Source organism: Streptacidiphilus monticola, assembly GCF_042658505.1.
GTDB classification, from domain to species: Bacteria; Actinomycetota; Actinomycetes; order Streptomycetales; family Streptomycetaceae; genus Streptacidiphilus; species Streptacidiphilus monticola.
In genome coordinates this window covers 1-16,847 of record NZ_JBHSQJ010000056.1, presented here as the reverse complement: position 1 = coordinate 16,847, position 16,847 = coordinate 1, and the positions used below count along the sequence as shown (strand labels likewise).

Below are 16,847 nucleotides of genomic sequence, written 5' to 3'. Positions count from 1 at the left end.
GAGGGGGAGTTGTGAGCCCGGCACGCACCGTCATCCGCAACGGCCTGGTGGTCACGGCGACCGACGAGGTCCACGCCGACGTCCTGATCGAGGGCGAGCGGATCGCCGCGATCGCCGCCACCGGCAGCGAAGCGGCCCACGCCTGGACGGCCGAGGCCGAGTACGACGCCTCGGACTGTTACGTCATCCCGGGCGGTGTGGACGCGCACACGCACATGGAGCTGCCCTTCGGCGGCACCTTCGCCTCCGACACCTTCGAGACCGGCACCCGGGCCGCCGCCTTCGGCGGCACCACGACGATCGTCGACTTCGCCGTCCAGTCGGTCGGCGCCTCGCTGCGCGAGGGCCTGGACGCCTGGCACGCCAAGGCGGAGGGCAACTGCGCCATCGACTACGCCTTCCACATGATCATGTCCGATGTCACCGAGGACAGCCTCAAGGAGATGGACGTCCTGGTGGAGGAGGGCGTCACCTCCTTCAAGCTGTTCATGGCCTACCCCGGCGTCTTCTACAGCGACGACGGCCGGATCCTGCGCGCCATGCAGCGTTCCGCCTCCAACGGCGGCCTGATCATGATGCACGCCGAGAACGGCATCGCCATCGACGTGCTGGTCGAGCAGGCCCTCGCCGCCGGCCGCACCGACCCCCGCTACCACGGCGAGGTCCGCAAGGAACTCCTGGAGGCCGAGGCCACCCACCGCGCCATCCAGCTCGCCCGGGTCGCCGGGGCCCCGCTCTACGTCGTCCACGTCAGCGCCGAACAGGCCGTCAACGAGCTCGCCCAGGCCAGGGACATGGGCCTGAACGTCTTCGGCGAGACCTGCCCGCAGTACCTGTTCCTGTCCACCGACAACCTCGCCGAGCCCGACTTCGAGGGCGCCAAGTACGTCTGCTCCACACCGTTGCGGCCGAAGGAGCACCAGGCCGCGCTGTGGAAGGCGCTGCGCACCAACGACCTGTCCGTGGTCTCCACCGACCACTGCCCCTTCTGCTTCTCCGGCCAGAAGGAGCTGGGCCGCGGCGACTTCTCGAAGATCCCCAACGGCCTGCCCGGCGTGGAGAACCGGATGGACCTGCTGCACCAGGCCGTGGTGGACGGCCACATCTCCCGCCGCCGCTGGATCGAGCTGGCCTGCGCCACCCCGGCCCGGATGTTCGGCCTGTACCCGCGCAAGGGCACCCTCGCCCCGGGCGCCGACGCGGACGTCGTCATCTACGACCCGCACGACTCCTACGTCGCCTCGGCGGCCACCCACCACATGAACGTCGACTACTCCGCCTACGAGGGCAAGCGGCTCGCCGGCCGCTCCCGCACCGTCTTCTCGCGCGGCACCCCGGTCGTGGACCGCGGCGAGTACCTCGGCCGTGCCGGGCACGGGGCCTACCTGCCCCGCGCCACCAGCCAGTACCTCATCTAGCCTGCTCTCGACCCAAGGAGCCGTGCCATGGACATCGGCCTCGTCCTCCAGACCGACCCGCCCGCCAGGCTGCTGGTGGACCGGATGATCCGTGCCGAGCAGGCCGGCTTCACCCACGGCTGGACCTTCGACTCCTGCGTGCTGTGGCAGGAGCCGTTCGTGATCTACAGTCAGATCCTGGCGCAGACCGAGCGGTTGACCGTCGGTCCCATGGTCACCAATCCGGTCACCCGCACCTGGGAGGTCACCGCCTCCCTCTTCGCCACGCTGAACGACATGTTCGGCAACCGCACGGTGTGCGGCATCGGCCGTGGCGACTCCGCCCAGCGCGTGGCCGGGCGCAGGCCCGCCACGCTGGAGCGGCTCTCGCACGCGATGCACGTGATCAAGGAGCTGGCGGAGGGTCGGGAGGCCGAGGTCGACGGCACCGTCATGCGCATCCCCTGGATCAGCGGCGACCCGAAGCTGCCGATCTGGATGGGTGCCTACGGGCCGAAGGCGCTGGAGCTGACCGGCCGTCAGGCGGACGGCTTCATCCTCCAGTTGGCCGACCCGTTCCTCACGGAGTGGATGGTCAAGGCGGTCCGTACCGCCGCCGAGCAGGCCGGGCGCGACCCCGAGTCGATCACCGTCTGCGTCGCCGCGCCCGCGTACGTCACGGACGGCAGCGAGGAGCAGCTCGCGCACGCCCGCGAGCAGTGCCGGTGGTTCGGCGGCATGGTCGGCAACCACGTCGCCGATCTCGTGGCCCGCTACGGCGAGCACAGCGGGCTCGTCCCGGACGCGCTGACCGACTACATCAAGGCGCGCCAGGGCTACGACTACTCCCACCACGGACGGGCGGGGAACCCCGACACCGCCTTCGTCCCCGACGAGATCGTGGACCGCTTCTGCCTGGTCGGACCGGTGTCCGCACACCTGGAGAAGCTGGAGCAGCTGCGGTCCCTGGGCGTGGACCAGTTCGCGGTCTACGCCATGCACGACGCCGTGGAGTCGACCATCGACGCCTACGGCGAGCACGTCATCCCCGTCCTGAGAGGCTGATCCACAAGAACAGAGGTGGTCCCCGGTGTCCTCGGCTACTCCCGCACCTTCCAGATCCACCGATCCCTCCGCCGCACAGCTCACCTACGCCGACGGCCGGGTCGCCCTGGCCGACGGGGTGGTCCTGGACGACCCCCGCTTCGCCAACGGCGACCTCGCCCCCGTCCCTATCGCGCGCCGCACCTGGCGCACCTACAACTACCTCGCGCTGTGGGTCGGCATGGCCCACTGCATCCCCTCGTGGACGCTGGCCTCCGGCCTGGTCGCCCTGGGCATGGACTGGAAGCAGGCCGTGCTGACGATCGCGCTGGCCAATGTGATCGTGCTGGTGCCGATGCTGCTGACCGGCCACGCCGGGACGAAGTACGGCATCCCGTTCCCGGTGTTCGCGCGGGCGTCGTTCGGCCTCCGGGGGGCCAACCTGCCGGCGCTGGTGCGGGCGGCGGTGGCGTGCTGCTGGTTCGGCATCCAGACCTGGATCGGTGGCGAGGGCATCTACCTGCTGGCCGGGAAGGTGCTCGGCCACGGCTGGCTGGCGGCCGGTCAGATATCCGGGACACCGTGGACGCAGTGGCTGTCGTTCCTGGTGTTCTGGCTGATCGAGATCGCGGTGATCACGCGCGGCATGGAGACGCTGCGCCGGGTGGAGAACTGGGCCGCGCCGCTGGTCATCGTGGGCGCGCTGGTGCTGCTGGGCGTCATGGCGTCGAAGGCGGGCGGCTTCGGCCCGCTGCTGGACCAGCCCTCGCAGCTGGGGTGGGGGAGCGGCTTCTGGAAGGTGTTCTTCCCCTCGCTGATGGGCATGATCGGCTTCTGGTCCACGCTGTCGCTGAACATCCCGGACTTCACGCGGTTCGGCGGGAGCCAGCGGGCGCAGCTGTGGGGGCAGACGCTGGGACTGCCGACGACGATGACGCTGTTCGCGGTCCTGTCGGTGCTCGTGACGTCCGGCTCGCAGGCGGTCTACGGGGAGCCGATCTGGGACCCGATCGCGCTCAGCGCGAAGATGAGCAACGTGGTGGGCGCGCTGTTCGCGCTGCTGATCGTGATGGTGGCGACCTTGTCGGTGAACATCGCCGCGAACGTCGTCTCGCCCGCCTACGACCTGTCCAACCTCGTTCCCAAGTACGTCAACTTCCGTACGGGGGCGCTGATCACGGGTGTGGTCGGGATCGTGATCCTGCCGTGGAAGCTGATCGCCAACCCGCACGTCTACATCTTCACCTGGCTCGGCGTGGTCGGCGGCCTGCTCGGCACCGTGGCCGGCATCCTCATCGCCGACTACTGGTTCCTGCGCCGGACCCGGCTGGCGCTCGCGGACCTCTACCGGCGTGACGGGCGCTACTGGTACACCGGCGGCTGGAACCTCCGCGCGGTGCTGGCCTTCGCCGTCGGCGGCGTCCTGGCGATCGGCGGCTCCTACTCCACGGTCGTCAAGGGCGTGAAGCAGGGCCCGTTCCCGGCGGACGGGGTCATCCCGTTCCTCAAGCCGCTGGCCGACTACGGCTGGGCCGTCGGCCTGGCCTCCGCGTTCGTCGTCTACGCCGTCCTCAGCGCGGGGCGGCGGCAGGCCGGCTGACGCCCTGTCACCACCCCCTCCGACCCCTTGGCCGCCCTGCCTCGCCGTCAGGGCGGCCAAGGTGCTTCCGGCCTCCTGAGCTACTCACCGAGTTGAATAGCAGCCCGGTAGGCTGCGGGCATGGCACTGCGTGATGCGATCCTGTCCACCCTGCTCGTCGAGGGCGAGGCGTCCGGGTACGACCTGGCCAAGGGGTTCGACGCGTCAGTGGCGAACTTCTGGGCGGCGACGCCGCAACAGCTCTACCGGGAGCTGGAGCGGATGGCGGCCGACGGACTGGTCCGGGCGCGGGTGGTGGAGCAGCGGGGCCGGCCGAACAAGCGGCTGTTCGCGCTGACCGAGGCGGGGCTCCAGGCGCTGCGCGCGTTCACCGCCGAGCCGCCGCGGCCCTCCGCGATCCGCGATGACCTGCTGGTCAAAGTGCAGGCCGTGGACGCCGGGGACGCGGAGACGGTGCGCGCGGCGCTGCGGGAACGGATCGGCAGCGCCGAGGCGAAGATCGCCCGCTACGAGCGGCTGCGCGCCCGGCTGCTGGACGGCCGGTTCGAGGACGACTACTTGGCGACGGCCGAGCGCGTCGGCCCCTACCTGACGCTGATGCGGGGCCTGTCCTTCGAGCGGGAGAACCAGCGCTGGTGCGAGCAGGCTCTGGCCGTGCTGGAACGCCGCGGCACCCAGGCGGACGTGCAGGGCCGAGGCCGTACCTGACGCGAGGTCAGGCCTGCCCGGCGGCCTGCGCCTCGGCGGCGATCCGGTCGAACTGCGCCCCCATGGCGGCGGCCAGGGCCTGGGCGCCGGAGAGCGGGCGGACCATCACCGTGAAGTCGTCGATCAGGCCGTCCTCGTTCAGGTGCAGGAAGTCGCAGCCCTGCACCTCCCGGCCGGCCACCGTGGCCCTGAAGACCAGGGCGTGGTCCCGGTCCTCCGGACCGCCGATCTCCCGCTCGTAGCGGAAGTCCTCGAAGACGCGGATCACCGCGCGCAGGATCGCGGCGGTGACGGCCTTGCCCGGGTAGGGCTTGAAGGCGACCGGACTGGTGAAGACGACGTCCTCGGCGAGCAGGGCCTCGACTGCCTCGACGTCCCCGGACTCGACGGCGGCGCGGAACGGGTGCATCGCTCACTCCATAGTCAATTAATTGAGTATGAGAGCCGAGCGTACCGGCGCGCCGAGCCGGCGTCGAGAGGCGGTCGCGGCGGCATGGGCATGGATCGGCGGGGGTTCGCGCAGGGCGGACGCGCCGCAGGGGTGCGGTCCCGCCGTGCCTTCCTATCCTGGGACGATGAGCAGCGAAGCACCCAGGCAGGCACCCTCCGGCGGCGACCCGGCGCCCGAGCCGCTGTGGCGTGACGTCGTCGGCGGCGGGCNCGTCCTGCGCCGCCGACGGCTGGAGCAGGGGCGGACGTTGCGGGAGGTGGCCGAGGCCGCGCGGATCTCGATGCCGTACCTCTCCGAGGTGGAGCGCGGCCGCAAGGAGGCGTCCTCGGAGGTGCTGGCGGCCGCGGCCCGGGCGCTCGGCCTCGGTCTCGGGCAGGTCCTCGGTCTCGCGCAGGCCGAACTCACCGCCCGGCAGGCGCGGGTGACGGGCCGTCGGCCGGCTGCCGTCCCCGCCCGGGGCGACGCCGTGCTGCGGACGGTGAGCGAGCTGACCGCCGTGCGGCAGGCTGCCGCGCGGGCGCAGGCCCGCCGGGACGGGCTCTGCCTCGCGGCCTGAGCCGCTCCTCCGCCGGCAGTGAGCCAGGCGCCGTGGGCGCTGCCGGGCACGAGCCTCGGCGCCCGTGCCCGGCGCGCCGCGCGCCCGCTGACGCCCCGTCAGGCCGGGACCGCGCGCCGGCTCAGCACGTGGTCCGCCAGGCCGTAGCCCACGGCCTCCTCCGCTGTGAAGACCTTGTCGCGGTCCATGTCCGCGCGCAGCGTCGCGGTGTCGTGGCCCGTGTGCCGCGCCAGCACCTCCTCCACCTGGGCGCGGATCCGCAGCATCTCCTGCGCCTGCAGATGCAGGTCGGAGACCGTGCCCTGGCGGCCGCCGGTTGCGGGCTGGCCCAGCAGCACCCGGGAGTGCTCCAGCACGTGGCGCCGGCCCGCGTCGCCGGCGGCGAGCAGCACCGCCGCCGTGGAGGCGGCCTGCCCGACGCAGAAGGTGGCGATCGGGGCGCGGACGAAGCTCATGGTGTCGTAGATCGCCATGAGCGAAGTGAAGGAGCCCCCGGGCGAGTTGATGTAGACGGCGATCTCCTGCTCGGGGGCGGACGCCTCCAGGTGCAGCAGCTGCGCGATGACGACGTTGGCCACGCCGTCGTCGATCTCCGTGCCCAGGAAGACGATCCGCTCGGACAGCAGCCGGCTGAAGACGTCGTAGGCGCGCTCGCCCTGCGTGGTGCGCTCGACGACGGTCGGAACGGTGTACTGGCTCATCTCGGTCTCCCTGCCCCTCACAGTCCGATGCGCCGCTGCGGGCCCGCCGGGCGGACGTCCGCCAGCGAGGTGACCACGTGGTCGACCAGGCCGTACTCCTTGGCCTCGGCCGGGGTGAACCAGCGGTCGCGGTCGCCGTCGCGGCGGATCGTCTCCGGTGCCTGCCCGGTGTGCTCGGCGGTGATCCGTTCGATCGCCTGCTTCATGAACTCCAGGTTCTCCGCCTGGATCGCGATGTCCGCCGCGGTGCCGCCGATGCCGGCCGAGGGCTGGTGCATCATGATCCGCGCGTTGGGCAGGGCGAAGCGCTTGCCCTTGGCGCCGACGGTCAGCAGGAACTGGCCCATGCTCGCCGCGAAGCCCATGACCAGCGTGGCCACGTCGTTCGGGATCAGTTGCATGGTGTCGTAGATGGCCAGCCCCGCGGTCACCGAGCCGCCGGGGCTGTTGATGTAGAGGCTGATGTCGGTCCGCGGGTCCTCGGCGGAGAGCAGCAGCAGCTGCGCGCAGACCCGGTTGGCCGAGACCTCGTCGACCTGGGTGCCGAGCACGATGATCCGCTGGGTGAGCAGCTGCGCGGCGAGGTGGTCGTCGAAGCGGGTCGGCGGGGTGTCGCCCTCCTCGGCGCGGGGGAGCAGCGGGTGGTGACGGTCGGTCAGGGATGCCATGGGGCGGGCCTCCTGCGTCGGGAACGTCCGGGTGGTCATCCCCACCCTGACTCCCGCGGCGGCCCGCGCCCAGGGCTGTCGGCCCGCAGCAGATTCGCCCTGGGCAGAGCGCGATCCGGCCCGGCGCGCCCGGTCTCCGCGGACCGGCCCCGTGGGGCCCGCGAGGCGGTCGCGAGGGACACGGCGCATGCGCGGCGACCTGCTGCAGCGCCACCCATGGGCGTGCCCCGCGGCCCCGCCCGTTCCTGGTCCCCTGGCCATGGCCGTGACCGATCCGACCGCGGCCATCGGCCCCGGACAGGTACCGGGCGTCGCCCGGTTCAGCCGCGCGGGGCGCGGAGCTCGGCGATCGGGAAGTCCGAAGGGCCGAGCGGGACCGTGTGCCAGGTGGCGTCGAAGGTGCCCGTGCGGAGGTCGCAGCGGACGCGGAGCTTGTGCGGGGTCTCGACGAACTGGAGGTGCACCGTCACCGTGTCCTCGTCCGTCCGCGCGGCTCGGGCGGCCAAGTGGCCGGAGACCGGCCACGAGCCCGGTACCAGGGGGAGGGCCGTCGCGGTGCCGTCCTTCTCGTGCAGGGTCAGCTCGCCCGGCGCCAGGGCGATACGCTCCAGGCCCGGCAGCGCCGAGCGCGCAGCCGTGAAGGTGCCGCTCGGCAGCTCGCTCTCCTGTCCTTGGTCGAACGGCAGTTGAAGGGCCGTCAGGCGCCGCCCCAGTTCCTCGTCCGCCTCGGCCGAGCCCTTCCCCTCGAAGGCCGGAAGCAGGTGCGTCCAGGCCGCGTCGAGGACGGCCTGCATGTCCTCGGCCTCCGCGGTGAGGGCCAGCACGGCGTCCTGCTCCGGAAGCACGACGCAGAACTGTCCGTAGGCGCCGTCCCCGCGGTAGCCGTGGCGGGCCATCCAGAACTGGAAGCCGTAGCCCTGCGTCCAGTCCGGCGCCCAGCCCGTGGCGCTGTTGTCCACCTGGGGCCGGGTGGCCTCCGCGACCCACTCGGCGGAGAGCAGCTGCCGTTCCTCCCAGACACCGCCCTGGAGGTACAGCTGGCCCAGCCGGGCCACCGCCTCCGTGGTGGCGTGCAGTCCCGAGAAGCCGATGTTGCGCCCCTTCGGATGCTCCTGCCACAGCGCCTGGTCGATCCCCAACGGGTCGAACAGCCGCGGCCGCAGGTACTCGACCAGGGTCTGGCCGGTGAGGCGCTGGACGATCGCCGCCAGGGTGTAGGTGGTCGACTGGCTGTAGGCGAAGGTGACGCCCGGCGTGCCGTCCGGCGGGTCGAGCAGGAAACCGCGCACGGGCTCGTCGTGGTCGGCGGCGAGCGCGCGGTCCCACTGCTCGGAGGAGTGCCCCGCCGACATGGAGGCGACGTGCCGGACCAGGACCGCCCGGCTGCGGGGGTCGGTGACCTCGGCGTCCAGCTCCGGGAAGTAGGAGACCACCGGAGCGTCCAGGTCCAACAGCCCTTCGGCCCAGGCGAATCCGGCAGCCGTCGAGGTGAAGCTCTTGCTCAGCGAGTAGAGCAGCTGCACCCGGTCGGCGGCGTACGGAGACCACCAGCCCTCCGCGACGACGTTCCCGTGCCGCAGCAGCACGATGCCGTGCGGCTCGATTCCGCCCACGCCGTCGATCGCGTCGAGGAAGGCGACCACGCCGCGGGCGTCGATGTCCTGGGCGGAGGGCGCGGAACGGGGCAGGGGCGTCGTCATCAGAACTCCAGGGAAGGGTTGTTCAGCCGCATGCTATCCAACTGCGCACCGTCCAACTGCGTGCTGTCCGGCTGTGGGCTGTCCAGGTACGGGCTGTAGAGAGCGGCCAGGAAGCGGGTCACGATCAGCTCGCGGGTGCTCGGCGGCAGGGCATCGAGCAGGCGGTTCACCGCCGCCATCCTGGGCGGCTCCGCGCCCTGCGGGGTGACGCCCACGGCGGGCAGGAGCGCGGCGAAAGAGGCGTCGTCGAGCGTCGTGAGGTCCACCTGCCCCAGCAGCGCGACGAGGTCGGCGGGCGGCGTCGGCGGCCCCAACGGCCGCACCCGGTCGGCGCATTCGGCCAGCACGGCGAGCAGCTCGTCGACACCGGCCTGGCTCACCCCGGTCAGCGTGACGTGCAGGTTGGCGGGCATCCCGTCCAGGCTGAACTGCGGCTGGAGGAAGAAGCCGAGGGTCCGTGCCTCGTCGGCGAGGGCGAAGAGGTCGAGGGAGTCGGAGCCGATGGCGACCAGCGTCGCGTCCGGCCGGCCGAGGACGTGCAGGCCGTCGATCGCCTCGACTCCCTTGACCAGACGACGCGTTGCGGACAGCGCCGCGCGGCCCAGCTCGCGGTAGCCCGCGGCGCCCAGCGCCTGCAGCGTCGCCCAGGCGCCGGCCAGCGGACCGGCGCCCTTGCTGCTCTGCACGGTCGAGTTGACGACGGTGTAGCCCGGCCAGGCGGCACAGGCGTAGTACGCGGCCCGGCGGAGCGACTCGTCGTTGAAGAGGAGGACGGACGAGCCCTTGGGCGCGTAGCCGAACTTGTGCAGGTCGCAGGAGAGGGAGGTGACACCGGGCACGGAGAGGTCGAACCGCGGGATCTGCGCGCCGGCTTCGGCGAGCCAGGGCAGCAGCCAGCCACCGACGCAGGCGTCCACGTGACAGGGGATGCCGCGGTCCGCGGCGAGCGCCGCGATCTCGGCGACCGGGTCCACGACGCCGTGTGCGTAGGAGGGCGCGGACGCGACGACGAGCACCGTGCTGCCGCTCGTGCCCCGGGCGCCGCCGGTCCCGCCGTCGTCGCAGGCGGCGGCCATCGCGGCGGGGTCGGCACGGAACGTCTCCCGATCGACGGGCACGGGCACGACCCGCAGGCCGAGGTACGCGCCGGCCTTGTGGAACGCGGCGTGCGCGGTGACCGGGACGACGAGTTGAGGGTCCGTGACCTCGGGTCTCGCGTCGCGTGCGGCCTTCACGGCGAGCATGATCGACTCGGTGCCGCCACTCGTGAAGATGCCCGGCGTCGCGCCGCTTCCGCCCAGCCGGGAGGCCACCGCCCCGACGACGCTCCGTTCGAGCGCCACGATGCTGGGGAAGGCGGTCGGGTCCAGCCCGTTGACCTCCAGCATGGCCAGGTACGCCTCGGTGGCCGCGGCGCGCACCTCCGGCCGGCCGCTGTCGTAGACGTACGCGGCGGTGCGTCCGCCCCGGGTGGGCAGGTCGCCCGAGGTGAGCGCGGTCAGCTCGGCCAGCAGTGCGGCGGTCGTCCGGCCGGTCTCCGGCAGCCCGGGTGTCGAGGACATGGGCGGACGCTACCCCGGGAGCGGGCGGTGATCAACCATGCGCCCGGGGCGTCCGGCCGGCTTTGCGCGACGCCTGCTCTTGCGGGGGTGTCGCACCTGGTCAGGCGTCGTACAACCACGGTGGCTGCAACGGGATTTCCGTGCCACGGTGGGGCCATGGATGCCACGTGGGGCCACGGTCCGGGTCACGATGACGGTCACGAGGACGGTCATGCTGAGGGTCGTGCTGACGGTCATGCTGACGGTCTCGGTCATGAGCACGGTCACCGACGCGGCCCCGAACGCGGCACTGAACGCGGCCCCGAACGCGGCCATGGCGCGGGCCACGGACGTGGCGAGGGTGCTCACGGGCATGAGCACGTGGATGATCACGGGCACCCGACGGGGCGCCGGTGGGCCGAACTCCGGCACCGGATCGGCCACTTGCTCACGCCGCACAGCCATGACGCCGCCGACAGGGTCGACACGGCGATGGAGGGCTCACGCGAGGGCATGCGCACGCTGTGGCTCTCGCTCGCCGTCCTCGGGCTGACCACCGTCGTGCAGGCAGTGATCGTCGGACTCTCAGGTTCGGTCGCCCTGCTCGGGGACACCGTCCACAACGCCGCCGACGCGCTGACCGCCGTTCCGCTGGGCATCGCCTTCCTTGTCGCGCGGCGGGCGCCCGATCGCCGTTACACCTACGGCTACGGCCGCGCCGAGGATCTCGCGGGCGTGGCGGTCGTGCTGACGATCGCCGCGTCGTCCGCGCTGACCGCCGTGGCGGCGGTCGACCGTCTGCTGCATCCCCGGCCCCTCACGCACCTGGGCGCGGTCGCCCTCGCCACGTTGGCCGGGTTCGTCGGCAACGAGTGGGTCGCCCGCTTCCGCATCCGGACCGGCCGGCGGATCGGCTCGGCCGCGCTGGTCGCGGACGGCATGCATGCCCGCACGGACGGGTTCACGTCGCTCGCCGTGCTGGTCGGAGCGGGAGGCGTGGCCCTGGGGCTGCGCTGGGCGGACCCGGTCGTCGGACTGCTGATCACCGTCGCGATCGTGTCGGTGCTGCGCGACGCGGCCCGGGAGGTGGGCCGTCGGCTGATGGACGCGGTGGATCCGGCGCTGGTCGAGCAGGCGCGCGTCGCGCTACGGGGCGTCGTCGGGGTCGAGGGCGTCGGGCGGGTACGGATGCGGTGGATCGGGCACAGCCTGCATGCGGAGACGGACGTCGTCGTGGACCCGGAGCTGACCGTCGCCCGTGCGCACGCCATCGCCGTCGCCGCCGAGCACGCCCTGATCCACGCGGTGCCGCGGCTCGCCGCCGCGACGGTGCATCTGGACCCGGCCGGTGCGGCTGGGGTGGAGGCGCACGCGGGACTTCGTCATCACGGGGTGGTCCTGCCGGGGGTAGGCGGTTGATCGGCGCGTCCGACGCAGCAGCGGGGGCGGTGCGCGGGCGAGCGCCCTAGCGTGGACCTGTCCGATTTGTTCCCCGGGGTGGGGCTGTCCTGCGGCCCCCTTCGGGCAGGCCCGCTGGGGGCATCGATGGCTGCGACGAAGATTGCCCTGGGCATCGTCCTTGGCGGCGCGCTTCTCATTCCGGCGGCGGCGACGGTCTCGACGCAGGCCGGCCATGCCGGGTCGGCCTCGGTGACAACTTCTTCCGGTGCCGGGACCGCCCAGGCCGGCGGAAGGGTCCTGGCGGGAGAGGCGGCGCAGGCGAGCGGGGCGCGTCGGGTCGTGCTCGACTGTGCCCACAAGCCGCGGGTGCGCCCGGCGAGTTACGTGCTGGCGTGCGGCGACGGCAACAACTACCTGGCCTCGATGAAGTGGTCGACGTGGGCGGCCAGTGAGGCGCGGGGGAGCGGGTACGACGTGGCGAACGACTGCCGACCGTACTGTGCTGCCGGGCACTTTCATCGGTACGCGGTGAACGTGGTTCTGACTCGGCCGCGGGCGTGGGCGGGGCATTCCGGGGTCGAGCGGTTTACGCGGGTGGTTGTGGTGTACCGGGCGGCCCGGCCGGAGGGGGCGGCACGGCAGGAGGTCTATCCGCTGCCGTAGAGCTGCCGTGGAGAGTTGCCGTGGAGCTGCCTGGAAGCTGCTGCCGTGGAGCCGCCGTTGAGCTGCTGAGGGCGGGCTCCTTTCGGCTGCCCGTAGGACAGGGGGTTCGCGGGACGTTTGCAACGGCATTCGCCGTTGGGCGGGCTGGGGTTCGTGCTGCTCGCTCCGCTCGCGGAAAGACGGCAACTACGGGAGCGGGCGGGGTGGGGGCCAGCCGCCGTTGTCGGGCGCGGGTCGGCGCGGCCCGGCGCGGCCCGGTGGTGGTGGGTTGATGTGTTCGGAACAAGGTCTTCCCGCAGGCAGACGACTGGGTGTGCCAGCCCGGACAGGCATGGCACCCGTGTGCGGGTTGCCGACAGTCCCCGCCGAACTCTCGCCAAGTCGCCATTTGGGTCGGGGGCTCGGGCTCGTGTCCGGTGGGGTGGGCGGGTGTGCCCGGGAGGGGCGGCGTGGCGCGGGGGCCTGCGCATGGTGGCGGGTTGTCGATGGTTTCCGCTGCACTCTCGCCAAGTCGCCATTTGGGTCGGGGGCTCGGGCTCGTGTCCGGTGGGGTGGGCGGGTGTGCCCGGGAGGGGCGGGGCGGCGCGGGGGCCTGCGCATGGTGGCGGGTTGTCGATGGTTTCCGCTGCACTCTCGCCAAGTCGCCATTTGGGTCGGGGGCTCGGGCTCGTGTCCGGTGGGGTGGGCGGGTGTGCCCGGGAGGGGCGGGGCGGCGCGGGGGCCTGCGCATGGTGGCGGGTTGTCGACGGTCCCCGCCCTACCCTCGCCAGCCCGCCACGCACTCCCAGGCTCAGTCCCCGTGGGCCCGGCGCAGCCGCAACGGCCGCCAGCCCGCGTACCGCCCGCACCGAGGCAGCGGCCCCGCCACCCCTCCCTCCTAGCCAGCGTCTTTGGAGGCGAGCGGAGCGAGCAGCACGGTGAGTAACTCGCCCGCCAGACAATGCCGTTGCAGGCGTGTAGCGTTCAGCGTTCAGCGCGAGCCGCGAGCCGCGAGCCGCGAGGCGCGAGGCGCGAGGCGCAAGCCGCGAGCACCGAGGCATGAGACCTCAGCAGCACGCGGCCCGCGCGCCCCGCGCGCCCCGCACCCTCTGCCTCACCCCCGCAACGCCGACGCGAAGATGCCCGGCAGCGCGGACCAGCGGGGGCGGCTCGCGAACGCAGTAAGCCGCTCGCCGGTCGTCGCCGCCGTGCGGTTGGTGACGAACCACGGGGGCCGGGGCGTGAGGGCGAACTCCCCGTGCAGGACCGACCTCGGCGCGGGCCGGAACGGGCCGCGCACGACGGTGCGTTCGGGGGAATCCAGCAGAACGGCGTTGTGCACCACGCCGATTCCGCTCTGGACGTCCTGCAGAGTGTGGCCCGGGAACGCGCCCCAGGTGGCGGTGGGGGTCAGGTACCCAAGGCCGGTCCAGGCGTTGACGGCGATGGTGCCGTAGCGCAGTCTGGCCACCGCCTCGTCGAAGGTGCGGCCGAGGGCAGCGATGGTGGCCGGGTGGGCGAGGACGTTGACACCGAGGGTGCCGAGCAGTTCGGTGTTCGCCGTCTCGACCGCCGCGTCGAGGAACTCGCGTGGCCCGCCGGGCAGTTCGAGCACGCCCAGCACCGGGGCGAAGTACTCCGTCGTCAGCGCAGGGTCGGCCTCGCTCGGCCGGAGGCCCGGCAGCAGGACGCGTCCGCCGGCGAGGCGTTCGGCGGTGGGGTGGGTGGCGAGGGCCTGGGTGACGCGCGTGTCGCTGCCGGGGTAGTAGGCCGGGCGGGCAGGGGCCTGTGCGAGGACGTGGCGCAGATGGGCGAGGAAGCGGTCCTTCTGCGGCCAGTCCCGGGACAGCAGCACCACCTGGCCGGCGATGCAGTTGTAGCCGCCGTTGTGCAGGCGCTGGGTGGCGACGTGCTCGGCCTGGAAGCGCAGGTCCGCCTCCGACCAGTCGCCGGGAACGACGATCACCGGGGAGACGCCGCCGAGTTCGCTGCTGACCGGCTTGTCCAGCAGGGGAGTTCCGGACCGGCGGCGCTGCTCGCCCTCGGGACCGGTGCCGAAGACGATCGCGTCGTGGGTGGCCGCGCTGCCGGTCATGTGCACATGGGCGACCTTGGTGTGGCGGACCAGGTAGCCGCCGACGTCCGCGCCGCCGGTGAGGACGCGTACGGCGCCGATTCTGATGAACGGGTCCAGCACCGCGCGGAAGACGTCGAGCAGCGGGTCGGTGATCGGGTTGAGCTTCAGGGCCACCACCCGGTTGTGGGCGTAGAGCTCGTAGAGCACGTCCAGCACCGGGATGGACGTGATGTTGCCCGCGCCGAGCACCACGCCGATGCCCGCGGTGGCCGTGGGCGTCCGCAGGCCGAGGCCGGCGCGGTCGCGTACCTCGGCGGCGGTCGTGCCCGGCGGCATCCAGACCTCGGCGGAGAAGCCGTTGAGCAGCAGCCGGTCCCAGCGGGTGTGTGGGAGTACGCGGACGGCGACGCGTCCCTCCGGCCCGGCGGCGAGTGTGTAGTCGTCGACGGGGCTGCGGCCCTGTTCCAGGGCGCGGACGCTGTCGGCGAGTGCGGTGGTGGCGGTGAGCACAGCGTACGGCCCGGAGATCCACTCCTCACCGAACAGCGGACTGCCGGAGGGCAGTTGTTTGTAGCCGGCGGCGGCCTCGACCCAGGCCCGGGCGTGGGCGGCGGTGGCCGCGTGGACCTGCTCCAGTAGTTCGCGGCGGCGGGCCAGTCCGCAGGCCGCCCAGGCGGTCTCGCCCTCGGCCAGCTGGTCGAGTACCTGGTCGATCCGGTCCGTTTCGGCGGTGTCCGGAAGAGAGGTGGTCATCGGCGGCTCCTTCGACGGCGCACTGTGCAGGGGCACGAGGGGACGGGGTCGGCAGCCCCGTGCAGGTGATGATCCTCCCTGCGAGCGCGGCAGGCTATGGGCAGGCGGCGGGAGTTGCGGGCCGGGCTCTTGTGCCGCGGCACAAGGAACGTCAGGGTGGGGCAGCATGACGACACACCTGGCCTCCGAGCCGCGAGCCGCGGCGCTGGTGCTGCGGCTGCTGGGCGCGGTGGAGCCGCTGGCCGACGAGCTCACCGAGGCGATCTTCCGCGACGAGGCCGCCTACGCGCACAGCACGAGGCTGACCCGGGCGCAGCTGCGCGGCGCCGTGCACGACAACCTGTGCACCCTGCTCGTGGCGCTCCAGGGCCGGCCGATGAGCCTGGAGGCCGCTCGCGCGGCCGGGACGCTCAAGGCGGAGCAGGGCATTCCCCTGGCGGCGCTGCTGCACGCCTTCCGACTGGCCGGGCGGTTCATCTGGGACCGGCTGCTGGACGCGGCGCGGGTCGAGGGCTGCGAGGGCGACCTGCTGCCCGTGGCCTCCGACGTCTGGCTCGTCATCGACGAGTTCTCCAGCGCCGCGGCCGACGCCTACCGGACCGTGGTGGAGGAACGGACCCGCCAGGACGCCGAGTTGCGGCGCGGTCTGCTCACGGGGCTGCTCGACGGCAGTGCCGCCGGAGCGCGGGGAGCGGAGGTGCTGCGCCTGCTCGGGCTGGACGGGCTCGGGCCGCTGGTCGTCGTCCACACCGAGGGCGTCCGGCCGAAGGCGGCCGAACGACTGCGCGCGGCCGGAGTGACCGGCGTGTGGCTGCAGCAGGTGCACGCATGGGTGGGACTGCTGGCGGGCACGGCCCAACAGGTGGCGGACGTGCTCGCGGACGGGGCCGACGGCCGGATCGGCGTCAGCAGGGCGTGCGACGGGCCCGAGGGCGTGCCGCGGGCTTGGCGGCAGGCGCAGCTGGCGGCACGGTGTGTCCCGGTCGGAGCCGACGGCTGTGAGGTGTACGGGAGTTCGCCGGTGGCACTGCTGGCAGCGGCCGCCCCGGAGGTCGGCGCGGAGGTGGCTGCGGGCGTGCTCGGCGGGGTGCTGGCCCTGCCCAGGGCGGAGCGGTCGATGCTGCTCGACACGCTGGACGCGTGGTTCGCCGCGGGTGGATCGACGGCCAGGGCCGCGGAGCGTCTGCACTGTCATCGCAATACCGTGCTCTACCGCGTCAACCGGATCACCGAGCTGACCGGCCGTCACCCGGCCGACGCCGTCGGCTCGGCGGAGCTGTGGATCGCCCTGCGGGCGCTGCGGACGGTGGGCGGCAGGCCGCCCCGCTGACACCTGCGGGAACTCCGGGATCGCGGTGCTCGTCTCTCGGGTGGGGAGGAGAGGGGCGGCATCGTGTGGGGTGGCGGCAGGCAGACGGCGTTGCGCGGCAACGGGCTGGCGCGCGGGACGGATCTGGCCCGGCTGCGCCTGCGGCGGGCGCTGCGCTGGGCGCTGGTGCTGCTGGCGTCCACGGCCGCCGCGCTGGGCGTGTGGACGCGGGCCGCGTCCACGCCGCAGCTCGCGTCGGCGTCGGCGCACCGGCACGCGGTGGCGGCGACGGTGCCGGA

Annotated in this window: 15 protein-coding genes; 9 read left to right on the top strand and 6 right to left on the bottom strand. The window is 72.9% G+C overall.

Annotated features, from left to right (window positions below; all coding sequences use genetic code 11):
* Positions 1–11: 11 nt before the first annotated feature.
* The 4 genes from hydA to ACFP3V_RS14385 all read left to right on the top strand — a co-directional run bounded on the left by hydA (position 12) and on the right by ACFP3V_RS14385 (position 4,749).
* Positions 12–1,418 carry a dihydropyrimidinase gene (gene hydA, locus ACFP3V_RS14400; RefSeq protein WP_380583395.1) on the top strand — a complete coding sequence of 469 codons (1,407 nt, stop codon included), beginning with the start codon at positions 12–14 and terminating at the stop codon, positions 1,416–1,418.
* Positions 1,419–1,445: 27 nt separating this feature from the next.
* A complete protein-coding gene (locus tag ACFP3V_RS14395; RefSeq protein ID WP_380583394.1) occupies positions 1,446–2,462 on the top strand; it encodes a TIGR03842 family LLM class F420-dependent oxidoreductase in 1,017 nt (338 codons plus the stop codon).
* A 25-nt stretch (positions 2,463–2,487) separates the two neighbouring features.
* The gene (locus ACFP3V_RS14390; RefSeq protein ID WP_380583393.1) at positions 2,488–4,041 is read left to right on the top strand and encodes an NCS1 family nucleobase:cation symporter-1; all 1,554 of its coding nucleotides are present in this window, start codon (positions 2,488–2,490) and stop codon (positions 4,039–4,041) included.
* Positions 4,042–4,161: 120 nt separating this feature from the next.
* Positions 4,162–4,749, top strand: coding sequence for a PadR family transcriptional regulator (locus tag ACFP3V_RS14385; RefSeq protein WP_380583392.1), 588 nt, complete (start codon positions 4,162–4,164; stop codon positions 4,747–4,749).
* 7 nt (positions 4,750–4,756) lie between these two features.
* Here the strand turns inward: ACFP3V_RS14385 and ACFP3V_RS14380 are convergent, their stop codons facing one another.
* Complete coding sequence (locus tag ACFP3V_RS14380) at positions 4,757–5,158, bottom strand: nuclear transport factor 2 family protein (RefSeq protein WP_380583391.1); 402 nt, start codon at positions 5,156–5,158, stop codon at positions 4,757–4,759.
* A gap of 166 nt (positions 5,159–5,324) precedes the next feature.
* Between ACFP3V_RS14380 and ACFP3V_RS14375 the strand changes: the two genes are divergently transcribed.
* The gene (locus tag ACFP3V_RS14375; RefSeq protein ID WP_380583390.1) at positions 5,325–5,756 is read left to right on the top strand and encodes a helix-turn-helix domain-containing protein; all 432 of its coding nucleotides are present in this window, start codon (positions 5,325–5,327) and stop codon (positions 5,754–5,756) included.
* Positions 5,757–5,854: 98 nt separating this feature from the next.
* Here ACFP3V_RS14375 and ACFP3V_RS14370 read toward each other — a convergent pair whose 3' ends face one another.
* From ACFP3V_RS14370 to ACFP3V_RS14355, 4 genes are all read right to left on the bottom strand, one after another.
* Positions 5,855–6,457, bottom strand: a complete 603-nt coding sequence (locus ACFP3V_RS14370) for a ClpP family protease (RefSeq protein WP_380583389.1) — start codon at positions 6,455–6,457, stop codon at positions 5,855–5,857.
* Between the two features lie 17 nt (positions 6,458–6,474).
* On the bottom strand, positions 6,475–7,125 hold the full coding sequence (locus ACFP3V_RS14365; protein WP_380583388.1) for a ClpP family protease: 651 nt from the start codon (positions 7,123–7,125) through the stop codon (positions 6,475–6,477).
* 320 nt (positions 7,126–7,445) lie between these two features.
* On the bottom strand, positions 7,446–8,825 hold the full coding sequence (locus ACFP3V_RS14360; RefSeq protein WP_380583387.1) for a serine hydrolase domain-containing protein: 1,380 nt from the start codon (positions 8,823–8,825) through the stop codon (positions 7,446–7,448).
* Positions 8,825–10,387: a pyridoxal phosphate-dependent decarboxylase family protein gene (locus tag ACFP3V_RS14355; RefSeq protein WP_380583386.1), complete on the bottom strand. Its 1,563-nt coding sequence runs from the start codon at positions 10,385–10,387 to the stop codon at positions 8,825–8,827. Before ACFP3V_RS14355 ends, ACFP3V_RS14360 begins: the two co-directional genes overlap by 1 nt.
* 360 nt (positions 10,388–10,747) lie before the next feature.
* Here ACFP3V_RS14355 and ACFP3V_RS14350 point away from each other — a divergent pair, with 360 nt between their 5' ends.
* Together ACFP3V_RS14350 and ACFP3V_RS14345 are read left to right on the top strand one after the other, a co-directional pair.
* On the top strand, positions 10,748–11,785 hold the full coding sequence (locus ACFP3V_RS14350) for a cation diffusion facilitator family transporter (protein WP_380583385.1): 1,038 nt from the start codon (positions 10,748–10,750) through the stop codon (positions 11,783–11,785).
* A gap of 126 nt (positions 11,786–11,911) precedes the next feature.
* Positions 11,912–12,430 carry a hypothetical protein gene (locus ACFP3V_RS14345; RefSeq protein WP_380583384.1) on the top strand — a complete coding sequence of 173 codons (519 nt, stop codon included), beginning with the start codon at positions 11,912–11,914 and terminating at the stop codon, positions 12,428–12,430.
* A 1,093-nt stretch (positions 12,431–13,523) separates the two neighbouring features.
* Here the strand turns inward: ACFP3V_RS14345 and ACFP3V_RS14340 are convergent.
* Positions 13,524–15,239 carry an aldehyde dehydrogenase family protein gene (locus ACFP3V_RS14340; protein ID WP_380583383.1) on the bottom strand — a complete coding sequence of 572 codons (1,716 nt, stop codon included), beginning with the start codon at positions 15,237–15,239 and terminating at the stop codon, positions 13,524–13,526.
* A 166-nt stretch (positions 15,240–15,405) separates the two neighbouring features.
* On the opposite strand from ACFP3V_RS14340, the gene ACFP3V_RS14335 reads away from it, so the two are divergent.
* Together ACFP3V_RS14335 and ACFP3V_RS14330 are read left to right on the top strand one after the other, a co-directional pair.
* On the top strand, positions 15,406–16,569 hold the full coding sequence (locus tag ACFP3V_RS14335; RefSeq protein ID WP_380583382.1) for a PucR family transcriptional regulator: 1,164 nt from the start codon (positions 15,406–15,408) through the stop codon (positions 16,567–16,569).
* A 90-nt stretch (positions 16,570–16,659) separates the two neighbouring features.
* On the top strand, positions 16,660–16,847 hold a 188-nt coding region (locus ACFP3V_RS14330; protein WP_380583381.1), incomplete at its 3' end, for a hypothetical protein.

Excerpts from the sequence above, each read along its gene's own strand:
- ACFP3V_RS14395 (WP_380583394.1), top strand. The coding sequence starts at position 1,446 with ATGGACATCGGCCTCGTCCTCCAGACCGACCCGCCCGCCAGGCTGCTG.
- ACFP3V_RS14385 (WP_380583392.1), top strand. The coding sequence starts at position 4,162 with ATGGCACTGCGTGATGCGATCCTGTCCACCCTGCTCGTCGAGGGCGAG.
- ACFP3V_RS14380 (WP_380583391.1), bottom strand. The coding sequence starts at position 5,158 with ATGCACCCGTTCCGCGCCGCCGTCGAGTCCGGGGACGTCGAGGCAGTC.
- ACFP3V_RS14370 (WP_380583389.1), bottom strand. The coding sequence starts at position 6,457 with ATGAGCCAGTACACCGTTCCGACCGTCGTCGAGCGCACCACGCAGGGC.
- ACFP3V_RS14365 (WP_380583388.1), bottom strand. The coding sequence starts at position 7,125 with ATGGCATCCCTGACCGACCGTCACCACCCGCTGCTCCCCCGCGCCGAG.
- ACFP3V_RS14360 (WP_380583387.1), bottom strand. The coding sequence starts at position 8,825 with ATGACGACGCCCCTGCCCCGTTCCGCGCCCTCCGCCCAGGACATCGAC.
- ACFP3V_RS14355 (WP_380583386.1), bottom strand. The coding sequence starts at position 10,387 with ATGTCCTCGACACCCGGGCTGCCGGAGACCGGCCGGACGACCGCCGCA.
- ACFP3V_RS14345 (WP_380583384.1), top strand. The coding sequence starts at position 11,912 with ATGGCTGCGACGAAGATTGCCCTGGGCATCGTCCTTGGCGGCGCGCTT.
- ACFP3V_RS14340 (WP_380583383.1), bottom strand. The coding sequence starts at position 15,239 with ATGACCACCTCTCTTCCGGACACCGCCGAAACGGACCGGATCGACCAG.
- ACFP3V_RS14335 (WP_380583382.1), top strand. The coding sequence starts at position 15,406 with ATGACGACACACCTGGCCTCCGAGCCGCGAGCCGCGGCGCTGGTGCTG.